Source organism: Sphingomonas trueperi, assembly GCF_040545965.1.
Taxonomy (GTDB): Bacteria; Pseudomonadota; Alphaproteobacteria; order Sphingomonadales; family Sphingomonadaceae; genus Sphingomonas; species Sphingomonas trueperi_C.
Genome location: NZ_JBEPMV010000005.1, coordinates 1 through 14891 on the forward strand (window position 1 = coordinate 1; position 14891 = coordinate 14891).

11 protein-coding genes are annotated in these 14891 nt (G+C 59.2%); 5 read left to right on the forward strand and 6 right to left on the reverse strand.

What is annotated here, in order from left to right; genetic code table 11:
* The first annotated feature begins 390 nt into the window (after nt 1-390).
* The 3 genes from ABIC35_RS14940 (at nt 391) to ABIC35_RS14950 (ending at nt 3804) form a co-directional block, all read left to right on the forward strand.
* Nucleotides 391-1890, forward strand: a complete 1500-nt coding sequence (locus ABIC35_RS14940) for an OprO/OprP family phosphate-selective porin (protein ID WP_121073772.1) — start codon at nt 391-393, stop codon at nt 1888-1890.
* A gap of 206 nt (nt 1891-2096) precedes the next feature.
* Nucleotides 2097-2876 carry an SDR family oxidoreductase gene (locus ABIC35_RS14945; protein WP_121073769.1) on the forward strand — a complete coding sequence of 260 codons (780 nt, stop codon included), beginning with the start codon at nt 2097-2099 and terminating at the stop codon, nt 2874-2876.
* A 70-nt stretch (nt 2877-2946) separates the two neighbouring features.
* Complete coding sequence (locus tag ABIC35_RS14950) at nt 2947-3804, forward strand: PhzF family phenazine biosynthesis protein (RefSeq protein ID WP_121079121.1); 858 nt, start codon at nt 2947-2949, stop codon at nt 3802-3804.
* On the opposite strand, the gene ABIC35_RS14955 is transcribed toward ABIC35_RS14950, so the two are convergent.
* The 4 genes from ABIC35_RS14955 to ABIC35_RS14970 all read right to left on the reverse strand — a co-directional run bounded on the left by ABIC35_RS14955 (nt 3788) and on the right by ABIC35_RS14970 (nt 10555).
* The gene (locus ABIC35_RS14955; protein ID WP_183049303.1) at nt 3788-5008 is read right to left on the reverse strand and encodes a dicarboxylate/amino acid:cation symporter; all 1221 of its coding nucleotides are present in this window, start codon (nt 5006-5008) and stop codon (nt 3788-3790) included. The two genes, ABIC35_RS14950 and ABIC35_RS14955, sit on opposite strands and share 17 nt — an antisense overlap.
* Nucleotides 5009-5083: 75 nt before the next feature.
* A complete protein-coding gene (locus ABIC35_RS14960; RefSeq protein WP_121073762.1) occupies nt 5084-5998 on the reverse strand; it encodes a hypothetical protein in 915 nt (304 codons plus the stop codon).
* Entirely contained in the window at nt 5995-7125 is a 1131-nt protein-coding gene (locus ABIC35_RS14965) for a glycosyltransferase (protein WP_354278502.1), read from the reverse strand. The genes ABIC35_RS14960 and ABIC35_RS14965 overlap by 4 nt, the downstream gene beginning before the upstream one ends.
* A 430-nt stretch (nt 7126-7555) precedes the next feature.
* Entirely contained in the window at nt 7556-10555 is a 3000-nt protein-coding gene (locus tag ABIC35_RS14970) for an NACHT domain-containing protein (protein WP_121073755.1), read from the reverse strand.
* Nucleotides 10556-10766: 211 nt separating this feature from the next.
* On the opposite strand from ABIC35_RS14970, the gene ABIC35_RS14975 reads away from it, so the two are divergent.
* The gene (locus ABIC35_RS14975) at nt 10767-11351 is read left to right on the forward strand and encodes a recombinase family protein (protein WP_121073752.1); all 585 of its coding nucleotides are present in this window, start codon (nt 10767-10769) and stop codon (nt 11349-11351) included.
* Here ABIC35_RS14975 and ABIC35_RS14980 read toward each other — a convergent pair.
* A complete protein-coding gene (locus ABIC35_RS14980) occupies nt 11348-11617 on the reverse strand; it encodes a helix-turn-helix domain-containing protein (RefSeq protein WP_121073749.1) in 270 nt (89 codons plus the stop codon). The two genes, ABIC35_RS14975 and ABIC35_RS14980, sit on opposite strands and share 4 nt — an antisense overlap.
* Nucleotides 11618-11688: 71 nt before the next feature.
* Here ABIC35_RS14980 and ABIC35_RS14985 point away from each other — a divergent pair, with 71 nt between their 5' ends.
* A complete protein-coding gene (locus ABIC35_RS14985) occupies nt 11689-12174 on the forward strand; it encodes a hypothetical protein (RefSeq protein ID WP_147425824.1) in 486 nt (161 codons plus the stop codon).
* Between the two features lie 717 nt (nt 12175-12891).
* Here ABIC35_RS14985 and ABIC35_RS14990 read toward each other — a convergent pair.
* Complete coding sequence (locus ABIC35_RS14990; RefSeq protein ID WP_183049302.1) at nt 12892-14628, reverse strand: hypothetical protein; 1737 nt, start codon at nt 14626-14628, stop codon at nt 12892-12894.
* Nucleotides 14629-14891 lie beyond the last annotated feature (263 nt).

Consider the following 14891-nt stretch of genomic DNA (forward strand, 5'->3'; position numbering starts at 1 on the left):
ACCCATTGCCGCCTCCGTCGTGACGGACGCCTATGAATCACACGACCACCGAAAAGGGAATCCCTCGCGATTCCGCCCATCGTGAAGATGCTCTAAAGCCCTCCGGAAAACCCCTCAGCCACCTCGAAACACTTCAGTAACCATTTCGGATGTTCCTCCTGTCCAAACTGCAACGACATCCTTGCAACCGCCCGAACTACAATAAGAAATACATCCGTTTTTAATCGGATAACGTTTCGGCTCCAATATTGACCGAGCCCTTCTTCGGAACGCACGCCCTATACGTAGAACCCACGTTTCGTTTCATCGCCGCATCATACACCAAGTGCCGTCCTATATTGGTACTCGGTTGCCCTTGGCGACACAGGATCAACAAACGGGGTTGTCACGATGAAGATGAAGTTCCTGGCGGGTGCGGCGCTTTCGGCGCTGCTGTTCGCCACGCCGGCGCTCGCCCAGAACACGCCGGGCGATCAGGCCGAGCTGGTGAAGCTGCTCAAGGCGCAGGCCGAAGAGATCGCCGCGCTGCGCGCCCGTCTCGACAAGATCGAAGGCAATCAGGCCGCCGCTCCTGTGGCGCATGCCGCTGCGCCGGTCTCGCTGCCGCAGGCCGCCCAGGCCAAGCGCACCAACGTCGCCAATGACGAGACCGTGGCCGACTCCTTCGCGCCGCAGCTCGCCCCCGTCGGCCTCGCCGACCAGAGCGTCGCCCAGGCCCGCGCTGCCGCCAACGTCTCCAACGTCACCACCGAATGGCGCGGCGGCCTGCCGATCTTCCGCTCGGCCGACGGCAAGTATCTGTTCAAGATGCGCGGCCGTATCATCAATCATGTCAGCTCGACCTTCGGTTCGAACTACGACGCCCGCAACATCACGACGACCGGCGCCCGCGCGCTGCGTATCGGTATCGAGGGCGCGGTCGGCCCGCACTTCTTCTACCAGTTCGAAAACGACTTCGCCGACAACACCTCGGACGTCGGCACCATGTTCGTCGGCTGGCGGAACGACGTGGGCAAGGTTTCGTACGACGTCCGCTTCGGCAACATGTTCAACGACCGCAGCTTCGAAGGTTCGAGCGGTTCGGACGCTCCGCCGTTCCTGGAACGCAACGTCGTCGCCACCTCGATTATCCCGCAGCGCGGCTTCTACGGCATCGCCCTCATGCCGCGCCTGTTCTGGAAGACCGGCCACGCTTCGGTGACGATCAGCGGCGACAGCGTCGACGCCAGCCAGGCGATCAACGACAGCCGCACGCTGATGGCGCGCGCGCACTGGAACCCGTTCAAGAGCGATCGCGCGATCGTCCACGTCGGCCTGTGGGGCTTCGACGAGGCGCTGTCGTCGCGCGGCCCCGGCACGCTGACCCGCAACACCGTGATCGGCGGCCGCTTCAACGGCAACCTGCGCGTGCAGACCGGTACGCTCACCGGCGGCACCGGAACCACCGGCTATGGCGCCGAGCTGGGCGGCTATGTCGGCCCGCTCTGGGTGATGGGCGAGGCCGGCAAGCGCGTCGCGCACCTCAACGGCGGCCGCCCCGACTTCGAGAGCAAGGCCTATAGCCTCTCGACCGGCTTCTTCGTCACCGGCGACCTGCCGCCGTACAACCCGCGCCTCGGCACCTTCGCCCAGCCGCGCGTGCTGCGGCCGGTGTTCGACGGCGGTCCGGGTGCGATCGAAGTGCTCGCCCGCTACGAGAACATCGACTATTCGGGCATCCCGAACGCGACCAAGGGCGAAGCCGCGACGATCGGCACCAACTGGTATCTGGACAGCATCATCCGCCTCCAGCTGAACCTGATCCACTGGAAGACCAACAACCGCGCCGGTTCGTTCACCGGCAAGGACAAGGGCGACACGATCAGCGCCGGCTTCGGCGTCACCTTCTGATCCCCTCGAACCCGGCTGCGCGGCCGTCGCTCCCCAAGGGAGCGGCGGCCGCAAGGCATTTCGGCATGCGCTTGCCCCTCTCCCCGCCTTCGCCTAGGATTGCTGCGTTTCCGGGAGTTCTCGACATGGTCCATCGTCACCGCTGAAGCGGCACATGACAGCCCGCGGCATCTGCCGCGCCCCTGGACCCTGTTTCCGAGATCCTCATGCAACGACTGAAAAACAAGACCTGCGTCGTCACCGGCGCGGCGCGCGGCATCGGCCGCGCCATCGCGGCACGCTTCCTGGCAGAAGGCGCCACCGTCATCCTCACCGACCTGGACTGCGCCGCTGGTGCCGCGGCCGCGCGGGACCTGGGCTGCTGGTTCGAGCCGCTCGACGTGCGCGAGGAAATCGACTGGGCACGGCTGGCGACGCATGTCCCGACGGCGGACGTCGTCATCAACAACGCCGGCATCACCGGCTTCGAAGCGGGCATGGTGCCCCATGACCCCGAACATGCTTCGCTGGAGGATTGGCGCGCGGTCCACCGCGTAAACCTCGACGGCACCTTTCTCGGCTGCCGCTATGCGATCGGCGCGATGAAGGCTGCGGGCACGGGCTCGATCCTCAACATTTCCTCCCGCTCGGGCATGGTCGGCATTCCCGGCGCCGCCGCCTATGCTTCCTCCAAGGCGGCGATCCGCAACCACAGCAAGTCGGTGGCGCTCTACTGCGCGCAGCAGGGCTGGAAGATCCGCTGCAACAGCATCCATCCCGCCGCGATCCTAACCCCGATGTGGGAACCGATGCTCGGCGACGGGCCGGACCGGGAAGCGCGGATGCAGGCGTTCGTCGCGGACACCCCGCTCCGCCGCTTCGGACTGCCGGAGGAAGTCGCCGCCGTCGCCGCGATGCTGGCCTCGGACGAGGCCGCCTATATCACCGGCGCCGAACTGCAGGTCGACGGTGGCTTGCTCGCGGGCTCGGCGGCCGCGCCCGGCTGAAGCTTGCCTTGCGCACCGCGATCGGCGATCCCCACCGCGTGCCGCACGCGCGGCGGGGGAGATGCAGCAGATGACGACGCCTTTTTCGCTGGTCGACGTGTTCCATGACGGCCCGTTCACCGGCAATCCGCTGGCAGTGGTGCACGGCGGCGACGATCTCAGCACCGAGGCGATGCAGGCGATCACCCGCTGGTTCAACCTCAGCGAGACGGTGTTCCTGCTGCCGCCGAGCGTGCCGGGCGCCGACTATCACGCGCGCATCTTCACGCTCGACCGCGAACTGCCCTTCGCCGGCCATCCGACGCTCGGCGCCTGCCATGCCTGGCTGGCAGCGGGGGGCACGCCGGCGGCGGGGGACCGCATCGTCCAGCAATGCGGCGCCGGGCTGATTCCGATTCGTCCCGAAGGCGACCGCCTAGCCTTCGGGGCGCCGCCGCTGCTGCGGAGCGGCCCGGTGGATGCGGAGATCCGCGCCAAGCTCGCCACTGCACTGCGGATCGCCCCGGAGGCGATCGTCGAGGCCGCCTGGGCGGACAACGGCCCCGGCTGGATTGCCGTGCTGCTGGAGTCGGCGGAGACGGTGCTGGCGGTGGAGCCGGTGCGGCATTCGGACGAACGGATCGAGATCGGCCTGATCGGCGCGCACCCGGCGGGCGGACCGGTCGACTGGGAAATCCGCACCATCTTCAGCGGCGTGTTCGGCGCGGTGATCGAGGATCCGGTGACCGGCAGCTTCAATGCCTCGGCGGCGCAGTGGCTCTACGACAGCGGCCGCGTAACCGGCGGCTATGTCGCCGCGCAAGGCACCCGGCTCGATCGGCGGGGGCGCATCTTCGTTGACTATGACGCCATCGGCCAGGCCTGGATCGGCGGCCGCAGCATGACGATCGCCGAAGGAACGCTCCCTGGCCTCAGCGCTCTCGCCTGACCAGCCGTGCGACCAGCGTCGTCGCGGTCACCTGCCCGGTGACGCTGGCGGTGGTGATGAACATGTCCGGGATCGCCGATACCGCGATGTAAAGCGGGATCATCGCCAGCGGCGCGCCGAGGATCTGCATGCCCGGCGCGTCGCACGCATAGAGAATTGCCGCCCCCGGCAGCCCCGGCGTGGCGATGCCCGCGATCACCGCGGACAGCCCCGCGAGCACCCATTGCACCGGCGAGGCGTGTACGCCCGCCGCATGTGCCGCCAGGAACACCTCGATCACCGTCACGCCGGTCGTGGCCAGCCGGAAGGTGGAGATGGCGAGCGGCAGCGTGGTACCCGCCACTTCCTGCGGCAGTTGCAGGCCGTTGAGCGCGACGTCCATCGAGACCGGCGCGGTCGCCATCGACGAGCAGGTGCCCGCGGCGGTGGCCTGTGCGGGCACGATGCCGCGCGCGAAACGGCCCAGCGGCATCGCCCGCAGCCCGAAGACAAGCAGGTAGCACATGCCGATCGCGAGGAGGCAGAACAGGATCTCCGCCGCTACGTCGCGCGCGAGCACGCCGGCAACGCTCGCCCCCGCCGCCTTGCCCGCCCCCATCGCCAGCACGAAGATGCCGATCGGCGCGGCGAGCAGTATCCAGTCAACGATACGGATCATTGCCTTGGCCAGCTCGTCGATCACGCCTGCCAGGCCGTTGCCCTCGGTACGGGCAATCGCCACGCCGAGCAGCACCGCAAACACCACTAGAGGCAGCATCGCGCCGCTGGCCGCCGCCGCAATCGGGTTCTCGGGCAGAATGGCGAGGATTTGTTCGGAGGCGCTCGGCACGTGCGGCACGGCAGGCGGGCGCGCGGTAAGGAGTCCGGCAAGCGGATCGGGCCCCAGCGGGAACAGCCACAGCACGATCTCGAGCGCCCCCCAGGCGAGCAGCGCGGCAAGCACCAGCATCGGCAGGAACACCGCAAAGCTGGTCGCGAGCAACCGGCCGCCCTGACCGTGGCGAACCGCGTTGACGACCCCGGTCACCACCAGCGCGAACACCAGCGGTACCAGCGTCATGGCCAGCGCGCGGATCCAGAAGGCGCCGATCGGGGCGACCAGGTCGATCCACGGCACGAGGAACGCACCCGCCGGCCAGCGCGCGGCGAAGCCGAGCAGCACCCCCGCCAGCAGCGCGCCGATCACCAGCGCCGTCTTCGCCATAGCCTGTCCTTCACTCCTGTTGCGGCGCGGCTGATGGCGACTGCCGCGCGCCGGCGCCAGCATGTTTTTGCGCGGTCAGGCCAGGCGCGGCTTGCTGCGCGCGACGAAGTCGGCGAGCGAGGAAATACCCCCGACCACCACGTGCGCCGCCAGCATCAGCGTGGCGACGAACAGCACCGCGCCTGCCAGCCCGGCCGAATCGCCGAGCAGCGCAACGATCAGCGGCGCGAGCAGTGCCTCGCGCGCGGGAATGAAGGGCAGCCGCGACATCATCATCCGCAGCGTCCCCACCAGGAACAGCGCCGCGATGGAGATCGACGGCAGCAGCAGCTTCCACAGCAGCGCGGTCAGCACCAGGCTGAGCAGGATGCGGAGGGTGTGAATGACGATCGTCTCCGCCAGCTGCCGCGGCGGCAGCGCGAAGACGATGCGGCGGAAGAAGAAGATCGCGAGCGACGACAGCACGATCGTCGCGGTCGAGATCAGCAGCGTGTTGAACAGCGTGCCCTTGGCCAGCCCCTGGACGATCGGCGCGTTGAGCACCAGCATCGTCAGGGTGACGAGGTTGCCCGCCAGCGCCGAGGTGACCGCCACGTCGCGCAGCGTCTCGAACGGCCGCCCTTCGGGACCCAGTGTCCGCCGCGCCCAGACATAGAGCTGCGCGTCGCCCGAATAGCCGAGCACCACTTCGTTGGCCGCCTGCTTGCGGAGCAGCGCCGGAAAGGCGCCCAGCCCCAGCCCCCAGATGCGGCGCAGGATGATCCAGTCCATCACCGGCCCCAGCACATAGGTGGCGACGAAGACCAGCCAGAACAGCGGGTCGCGCGGCGTCCGGGTCAGGACGGTGAAATCGAGGCCGTCGAGCTGCCAGAACACCGCGATCAGGATCGTCGCCGAAAAGGCGAGACCGATGATCGCGAGCAGCCGTTCGCGCGTGGTCTCCGAAAGCGAGGCATAGGCGGTGCGCACCGCCTGCACAGGGGACTTCATGCGGGAACCTCTTGGGTCGGCAGCACGCCACGGCCGCCCGCCTGCGCCGCCGCGGCCTCGACGAACAGATCGAGATAGGCCTGGGCCGAACGCTCGATGGTGAAGCGGTCGAGCGAGGCAAGCAGCGCCGGCCGGTCCGGAGCAGCGGTGGGCGCGGTGCGGATCGCTTCCGCCAGCAGCGCCTCGTTCTGCGGCACGATCGTGCCGAAGCGGCCCTGGCCGAGCAGGCTGCGCAGCCCGGCGCCGCAATCGGTGGAAACTACCGCAAGCCCTGCGGCCAGCGCCTCGATCACCACCGCCGGCACGCCTTCGTAGCGCGACGACATTAGCAGCACGTCAAAAGCCGGGAGCTGCGCCGGCGCATCGGCGACATGCCCGGCGAAGTGCACGCGCTCTGCGATGCCCAGCGACGCTGCCAGCGCCTCCAGCGCGACGCGCTCCGGGCCGTCGCCGAACAGCGTCAACGACTCCCCCGGCTGCACCGCACGGGCGAAGGCACGCAGCATCAGCGCGAAATGCTTCTGCGCCACCAGTCGTCCGATGGCGACGAAGCGCCGCGGCCCTGCCGCACGCTCGGCACGCGGCGGCAGCACCTGCGATGCGGCGATCGCCGGATCGTGGACGACATGGCTGCGCTCAGCCATCACCGGCGGCAGCTCGGGCAGCATCGCTTCGTCCATCACCACCCAGCTGCGCGCACACCGCGCCTGGATCCGCAACCAGGCGCGCCAGAAAAAGCGACCCATCGGGTTGAGATCGCGCCGCGCGAGATCGTTGCTTACCTTCACCACGATCGGCGGGCAGCGCCGCCCGAGCAGCAACCGCATCATGACGGCAACGATGGTGTAGGTGGAGCCGGCGACGAACAGCACGTCCGGGCGCACCCGCCGGATTTCGGCCGGCAGCGTCAGGATCATCCACAGGGTTTCCCAGCCACCTTGGTGGATGCGCGGCTGGCGCGGCAGCGCATAAGCGATATCGGCGAACTCACCACGCATCGCGCCATCCTCACGACCGAGGAACAGCGGCGCCTCCACCCCCGCCGCGCGCCAATGGCGCACCAGCCGCAGCGCGACTCGCTCCACCCCTCCAGGCGCGAAGCTGTGCAGGAAGGTAAGCACGCGCACGCGCCCCGTTTCAGATGGTGCCGACAATCGCGAATCCCTTGTCGTCGTTGCGATAGCGCGCAGCCAACCCGTCAGCCTTCCTTCGATGCGAGGGCCAGGAATACCCCGAATGCCCCGAAAATAAGGCATTAGCAGACGTGCGATCGCTCCACCATGCCATCCCGCCGTGCGCTCACGTCACGCCGGCGGGTCCGGCCGACCGCGAACGCCTGTGTCGCGGGTACAACCTGCACAAAGCAAAAACCCCGCCAAGCCACGGGCTTAGCGGGGTCTTTGATGGTGGGCGCGGCAAGGATTGAACTTGCGACCCCTGCGATGTCAATCCGTGCGGACCAACATCTACCACTCGAACGCCCGGGAATCGACGCCACTCAGCGTCTCCTACCTCCGCCTATAGCACTCACCCGCAGATGGGCACAGCCCCACCGTGTCAGGATTGTGCCAAGTTTGACTGCTCAGTAAGCGGCGGCGCAATCGGCTCGACAACGACCTGTCCACTCTTCATAGCGTGGGACAAGAACGACGCAGGCCCGGATTTCGAGACGACGATCTTCTTAAGAGCGGTATCAACCCAGGACCGGAACTGCTCCCTCCGCGCCATCGCGCTCCGACTGGCAGTCCTAGGATTTTGATGGTCGAAGTTCACAGCTGCAATCGTTAGTATACCAAGCTTCTGGTAGTCATCAGACACGGAACCAAGCGCACGCTTCCAGAAATCAACTGGAATTTCTCCGTGGAAGTAAGGGTTGCGCATCTGCGCCCTCGATACAGGCAATATGGATTCTACATTCTTCCCGACACTCGCGATTAGTTCTAGCGCATATTGCTTTTCGATAGGAATAGATCGGTCTACCCTCATACCCTCCATAGCAAATAGAACTAGAGCTACGCAGCCGTCGATTCCCATAATTGACCCAATGAAGGGATTGTTAAATATTAGCAGAAAACTTTCAGCTGGTGACAGCGATTTAGAAAGCTGACCATACCAAGACCACCCGATTCCGCGCAACCTTCCTCCAACGCTGGCATTTGCAATGACGTCCGCTTTCACCACCTTCATGAAGGCTTGCTGATCTTCCGCAGAGAACATATCTCCGAATGGGTCACCGCCATATGCGAATGTTGTAGGCGCCACGACCCCTGACACCGCGTCAATGGCAGAATCGCTAGGCGAATTCATAAGCCTATCCGAAAGATTTTGGAAAATTTTCTCCCTGACGAACTCACGTCTTTCAGGAGCCGCTTTCAATGCGAGAGCGAAGAATGCCATAGCCCGCGTTTGACCCATCTCCACCCGGGACCACACGACTTTACCGACGTCAGCGATAAGCTCAGATATCCTACTCTCTGCGGGATTTAAGTACTCCAAAGAGCGCCCAATGAACATAAGCAGGGCATGCTTATGTTTAGCAGTTTTGGCCTGGTTTAGATAATTCGTTAATACTGAAAGAGCTTCCTCCTGCTTTCTTAGACTTTTATAAGTTTTTATTTGAAGCGCGAGGTGGGTTACTTCATTCCATTCACTGTTTATGATCCTGGGCTTTAACGCCTTGAGGATAGAAGCAACAGTGTCATGGCTATCCTCCAAGTGCCTTGCAAAGAAGTATTCCAGGAATGTTTGATGTGTAAAAGAAAATACGCTGTCGCCAACCTCCGACATTATCCACGCACGACCAGTTATGAACTTTACGAACATTTTAGAAGCCTGAAAAGCTTTCGCATTGCTTTCATATAGCTTGAAAAATACATTCTTGAGGGATTGTTCGAGCCATTCTTTCGACACGCCACCCGCTAGTTGCGGCCGTCCATATATTTCCGATGCAAGATGAATAAATAGCTGTAGCCTATCAAATTCACTCATATCATCGGCGACAATCCCGCGCTTTTGATCCCATCTCTCAAACATTAGGGTGGCGCATTCCCGATATATCTCCGGTCTGTTCGATGGGATATCGTCGTTGTTAAGAAACAGCCAACCCATCAGACCTAACATTAGGGGGTTTCGCCGCAGATCAGCGCCAGCATTTTTTGTTTGCTCTATGAATCTGATTGATGCCTCGGCTGCCTCAGCCTTTGTTTTGGCACCCACAACTCCCATAAACTTCCCGACATATGAGCGAATTTCCGCCTCATCGAATTTCTGCAAGATGAGCTCTTCAAACTCATCAGGCAACCTAGCATCATCGTATCCAATAAGTCGGGACGTCACCAGAACCGGACATAAAGGAAACTCATTGCACAAAGCGTAAACGAGATCGCAGTAGTCCTGCCTCATTGAGGTATCTAAAATTTCGTCTAATCCGTCGAAAGCAAGTATGACTTGTCCGAACCTCATATGGTGGGTAAGCACCTGTTCAATTTCGTCAGCACTTCCGGAATAGAAGTTCATTATGTCTTTGCAGATGTAATGCAGTAGTGTTAATTGCGGCTCGATTGAGCGAGCCTGCTCAAATTTCCTTAGGATCACCCGTACAGGCAGCTTACGCTGAGAAGCGGAAACTTGGGACTTTTCGCCAAATTGCAGAAACAACGCCAAGCCCTTAGCTAAGTCAAAGCAGAACTTCTGGCACAAAGTGCTTTTCCCGCCGCCCGGATCACCAAGGACCACGGCCCGCCTAAAGATATCCGGAAACTCGCCATATGAAAATATTTTTAATTCGTCGGGGTTGTGAGCAGATACACGCCTCTTATGAGCTGAACTAGGGTTCACCGCTAGCTTGCTAATTCGTTCCAATTGCCTCTTAGAAAAATCCGTTTCACGGAGTGCCAGTTTCGCCGGGACATATATTTTGTTGATTTCGACGTTTTTTGGTCCTCGGTTCGTTTCGATCCTTATGTTGCGATAGGATTGAACCAGTCCTTTACAGATTTTGTGAAATTTGTCATTCAGATCATCAGCGCTAATTGAATCTGGTAAGTTTGACTTAGAAATTGATTTCAGGGACTGATCGACGGCATCGAGTCTATTACGAATTTCGGCTTGCATTTGGCGAGCAAGCGTGAAGAGAACTGGATCATTGGCCGTTTCCCGAAGCGAAGCTGTGAAAGCAGCCATCATGCTCCGGTACAGCTCGTTACCATTCTCTGCTGGAAAATAGGTTGCATGTAGAGTGAGAAACGAAGCTTCGATTTCGTCGGACGTTCGACCAATCAAGGCGTTCTCAACCATGGCCTCAATTATTCCGCCTGATTCGAGGCTTCTTAGAAACATATCGGCAGAACTGGTGTATTTTCCTTGGTACGAGCCGAGGACGGTAACGTAATCAGCGAGGGCAGCTTGGACCAACGGGTCAGAACTCGACCTCAATCGGGCTGCGTGATCAACCTTCTCTAACCGCGCCATCTTTTGAAACGGGGCTGAAACCGCCCGCTTCAATCCGCAATTGATGAACTCACCCAATGCACCAACTGCCAGTTCTGCTACAACCATCCCAACCCCCGTTTTGCAGTTAAGCAATGATCTACAAGCTAAATTTGTAGCCGCGCAATAGTCCGACGACCAACGGCGAAACCCAAGCACGCCCGCAGGCGAAAACGGAGGATTCCGATACAGCGTACAGCCAGCTCAATAAAAATAGCCTTTGCACTTTCGATACACTCCTGTATTTTCGATACAGAGAATCGATACAGAGGTTTGAACGATGGGACGTACCTTCGCCTACTGCCGTGTCAGCACCAGCGACCAAAACACCGACAATCAGGTTCGAGAGATCGAAGCCGCTGGCTTTGCCGTCGAGCCCAAGCGGATCGTAGCGGAAACCATTTCGGGCTCTGTTGCTGCCATGGAGCGAAAGGGCTTCGCTCGGCTGGTCGACCGCCTTGAGACAGGTGACGTTCTTATCGTCACCAAGCTCGACCGGCTCGGTCGAAACGCTATGGATGTTCGAGCCACCGTCGAGCGCTTGGCAGCAGAAGGTGTCCGCGTCCACTGCCTAGCCCTGGGAGGGGTCGACCTAACTAGCGCAGCAGGCAAAATGACAATGGGGGTGATCGCTGCCGTTGCAGAGTTCGAACGAGACCTCCTGATTGAACGCACCCAGTCAGGGCTAGCGAGAGCAAAAGCTGCGGGCAAAAGCCTGGGGCGACCAGCGGCCCTTACGATCGATCAAAAAAGGGAGGTGCTGGCGGCTCGCGCAGCCGGACACTCCCTTGCAGCGCTGGCGAAGCAGTACGACGTATCACGGGCCGCGATACAGCGCGTCGAAAAAGCGGCAGCGCTACGTTAACCGTTTGCTTCGGAGGCGTATGGGACTTGTGCTAAAACCTCGCCCGGCTCCAATCCCATCGCTCGCACGTAATCGGCGAACTCGATAAAGTCCAAGCGCCTCTCACCCAATTCTACCCGTGACACATACTGTTTATGCAGGCCCAATGCGTCCGCCAAAGCCTGCTGAGTCAAACCTAGCGCTTTCCTGCGATCAACGAGCCGGTCAATCACCGTCCTGTAACGATGATCTCTAAACCCGGGGCTGGTCACTCGCCTTGCTGGCATGCCCCACGCTGTCCACCATCTTGAACGAGTCACAGAAAGTGTGACAAACCTCGGCGCCACAGGAGGACGAGATGAGGACGAATTGGAGCAAATGGAGCTACACCGGCGCGCTGCTGGCAATCGCCGGTTTGGGAGGGTGCTCACTGATTGGCGGAGCTGACGACAGGGCCCTCGCAAAGGCAAAGGAGCGAGTTGGAGAGAAGCTGAAAGACCCAACCTCCGCCATCTTTAGTGAATTGCATGTCACCGAGGACAAGTACGTTTGCGGCTATGTTAACGCAAAAAATTCCTACGGCGGCTATGTGGGCCGCGAGCGCTTCTTGATTGACCCGGAGGGCAAAGAACTTAAGATGGAGAACCAATCATCAAGCACTAACCCAGGCATTCAAGCACAAGAAGCATGCGAGTTTCAAAAGCTATTCCCTGCCTGCATGGCAGGTAAGCAGATGCTTACATTCACGATCTCAATGCACTCTTCTAACGGCGATTGCAAGAAGAAGGCAGATGACGCAATCGATGCAGCGTTTGGCGTTGCACGTCGTAGAGATGGCACATGATTGTGGATGCACCTAAACAAGCGATGTAGATAGTATCGTATTGTACCGCGTTGCGCGTTACGCCATGCGTTAGAAGGGCAGAAACTTATCGGGCGTTCTTTAGTATAGATGCAGCTACCCCAAAACCTTGCAAAAATCACGTATGCCATCCCGAGACCTATAGGGAGCCCAGAAACCCTAGACTGCTGTGATTTTTGCAAGATTTACGGTGAAAATTCGTCTAATTTACTGCATTTTCCTCGACGCTTTGATCAGTTTCCCAAAGCCTGCGCCGCAGTTGATCGCAAGCTTCTTCGTTGATCGCGCCATTTGATCGATAACCCTTCGGTACAGGTCGATGCTGGTGAAGAGGACAATTAAATTGCTTGCAACATGCAACCTGCTGAATCTTGCCCCCGCTCAAAGCTTCATCATAGATACAGTCAACGCAGTTTAATTTTATCGCTTCAGTTTTACTCAGTTTGATCAAAAATATAGTCCTTATTTTATCTCCCATATCTGGCACTTGCCGGGATTATCAACTTATACCCGATCCAGCTTATCCGTGAAAGCACTAGTTCTGTATATTACATAAGCACATTCTTTACGCGATCTTGTAATCCGAAGTCCTAACGCGTACGCTAACCACAAATCCCTTTCTGCTCATCATTTTACCATGGAATTATCTGGATGCTCACACGTGATACAGGTACAATGTTTTCATACTGATGATTCTCCTTATAAGCGGCAGATAGACTTGTTCCGGACAACAAGGCCAAGCCTTTCTAACATCATCTTCACAGGAATCTGCTTCAATATAGCCCCAAATTGCTGTTTGTTACCTATGCCGACCGCCTCTCGAAGAGCCTTCTTCGACATAGAATTGGCGTCGTGATTAGCAAGATGTTGTTGCAGGACGAACATCAACGCCTTGCCATGCTGGCTCAAGCCCTCTTCCGGCGGCCCCCACCGCTCAAGCACGCAACCAGGAAAGGCCTCTTCGATCAAAGCGGCGGGCTCTGGTACCCTGGACGCCACGATATACACGTCGCACTCACCTGCGACGCCATCCCGGCTATTCCTGGCATTGCCACGCATGACGGCCTGCAGGATGTTGTGCTGAAACTCTGAGCCTTTCAGATTTGGCAGGGCTCCGACATCACAATCTCCCACCGGTTTCCCTGAGGCAGCAAGGGCAAGCGCCTTGTACGTAACGTCAGCGTAGAAGCCGGAACCAATCACAACGATGTTTTTGACGTCTTTGTAATCGTTGGTTCCGTGATGGCGTCCCCACCAGAGGTACTCGAAGGGCACATCGAGAGCCACCGTTGCACGCAAATCCTCCTTAACGTTAAGATCGTCACGCTGCTTGTGCGAAATGACCAACCAGCGCTCGCCCTTCTTCGCTTCCATCACCTTTGCAACCTCGCGATAGATGCGCCTAGACGCTTGGTCATCGCGAAGGACGTCCTTTCCGACGCTCGTTGCCCAAAGGTGAACGCGAACGTTCCCGTAATCATGTGCACTGGTATGCAAGCGGATAAGCCCGCCAGCGCTCTCCCAAATGTCGTAGGTGCCACGCACGCGCCCGGAAGCGTCGGTGATGATGACAGGAGCGAAATCGGCTGGCAGCGGCTTGCTAGCACCCACAAGAGCGCGCCCGCTTTGGCCAGACTCAGCAACCAGCCAAAAAGACCGACCAGCTACACGGCGGATCGCTTTTAGGGTGGCCACATAAGAATCACCAAGGCCACGCGGCTCCTCGAGCACCCGACCGGCAAACTGACCAAATTCTGACGGTAAGGTGACGAGCGAATTTTCCTCGTCGGGCAATTCAGACAGGAACCTCTCCATGAATCGGGAAAATTCGCGGTGGTGGCGCTTCAAAGGCTCCACCAACTCCGCAAGACTGCCCCAGGAAAGCGTAACGGGTTCAGCAAGAACGAGGCTCTCGTCCCAAATCCGCAGAGACCTCGGTTTCCCTTCGAAATGGAAATCAGATGCCGCAGAAAAAGAACGATCCCGCGTTCGGCTAAGGATCATCTGCTGGGTGGTGATCAGAATCCGTGCCTCATTTTGGCGTCCATCACCCAGACCGAGAGCGTTGATTTCGTCGTCTCTGGTGAGGCAGGCGAAATCCGCATCATCCAGACCGAGGCGTTTCACCAAGCCCTTAATCTCATCCTTGGTTTTTACCCCAACCAGGACACTCCCTTCCGGAAAAAATCCATTGGATTTCCAGGCCTTTAGAAAGCAGGAAATGGCTTGAGTCTTTCCTGAACCGGGATCAAGACTGCTAAGATAATATTTAGACTCAAGCTCTCCGGTAAGCGACGCTTCAAAGGAGTCAAAGAGACCCTTAAAAGCCATCTTATTACTAACAGAAAGAGGCAGATTAAACGATATGAAATCAGCCTCTAGAAGATTCATAGATTTTACCGAAACAGGAATGAAAGAGTTATTGGATAAGTACATGAGATCTTACTTCATAGGTTGAAGTAAACTATCCACAATATATCTATAGGGGCGTCGTTTACTTGGGCGGTGAGCGCCGTCTGGCGCATGCGCCTGCCCCCGTCAACCGCTCTTAATAATCAAGTTAAGACAAATTAGTGCTTTGTTTATATATTTTGCGGAATTTTAGTTTAATTGCTGTTCAATAAGTTAATTCTGATGTCGTTTTCAATTTAGTAAAATTCGATATCAGGCAAAAACACCTCCGGCTTTCTCCTGCCGGA

Excerpts from the sequence above, each read along its gene's own strand:
- ABIC35_RS14990 (WP_183049302.1), bottom strand. The coding sequence starts at position 14,628 with ATGTACTTATCCAATAACTCTTTCATTCCTGTTTCGGTAAAATCTATG.
- ABIC35_RS14955 (WP_183049303.1), bottom strand. The coding sequence starts at position 5,008 with ATGGCGAAGACGGCGCTGGTGATCGGCGCGCTGCTGGCGGGGGTGCTG.
- ABIC35_RS14970 (WP_121073755.1), bottom strand. The coding sequence starts at position 10,555 with ATGGTTGTAGCAGAACTGGCAGTTGGTGCATTGGGTGAGTTCATCAAT.
- ABIC35_RS14975 (WP_121073752.1), top strand. The coding sequence starts at position 10,767 with ATGGGACGTACCTTCGCCTACTGCCGTGTCAGCACCAGCGACCAAAAC.
- ABIC35_RS14940 (WP_121073772.1), top strand. The coding sequence starts at position 391 with ATGAAGATGAAGTTCCTGGCGGGTGCGGCGCTTTCGGCGCTGCTGTTC.
- ABIC35_RS14945 (WP_121073769.1), top strand. The coding sequence starts at position 2,097 with ATGCAACGACTGAAAAACAAGACCTGCGTCGTCACCGGCGCGGCGCGC.
- ABIC35_RS14980 (WP_121073749.1), bottom strand. The coding sequence starts at position 11,617 with ATGCCAGCAAGGCGAGTGACCAGCCCCGGGTTTAGAGATCATCGTTAC.
- ABIC35_RS14960 (WP_121073762.1), bottom strand. The coding sequence starts at position 5,998 with ATGAAGTCCCCTGTGCAGGCGGTGCGCACCGCCTATGCCTCGCTTTCG.
- ABIC35_RS14985 (WP_147425824.1), top strand. The coding sequence starts at position 11,689 with ATGAGGACGAATTGGAGCAAATGGAGCTACACCGGCGCGCTGCTGGCA.
- ABIC35_RS14950 (WP_121079121.1), top strand. The coding sequence starts at position 2,947 with ATGACGACGCCTTTTTCGCTGGTCGACGTGTTCCATGACGGCCCGTTC.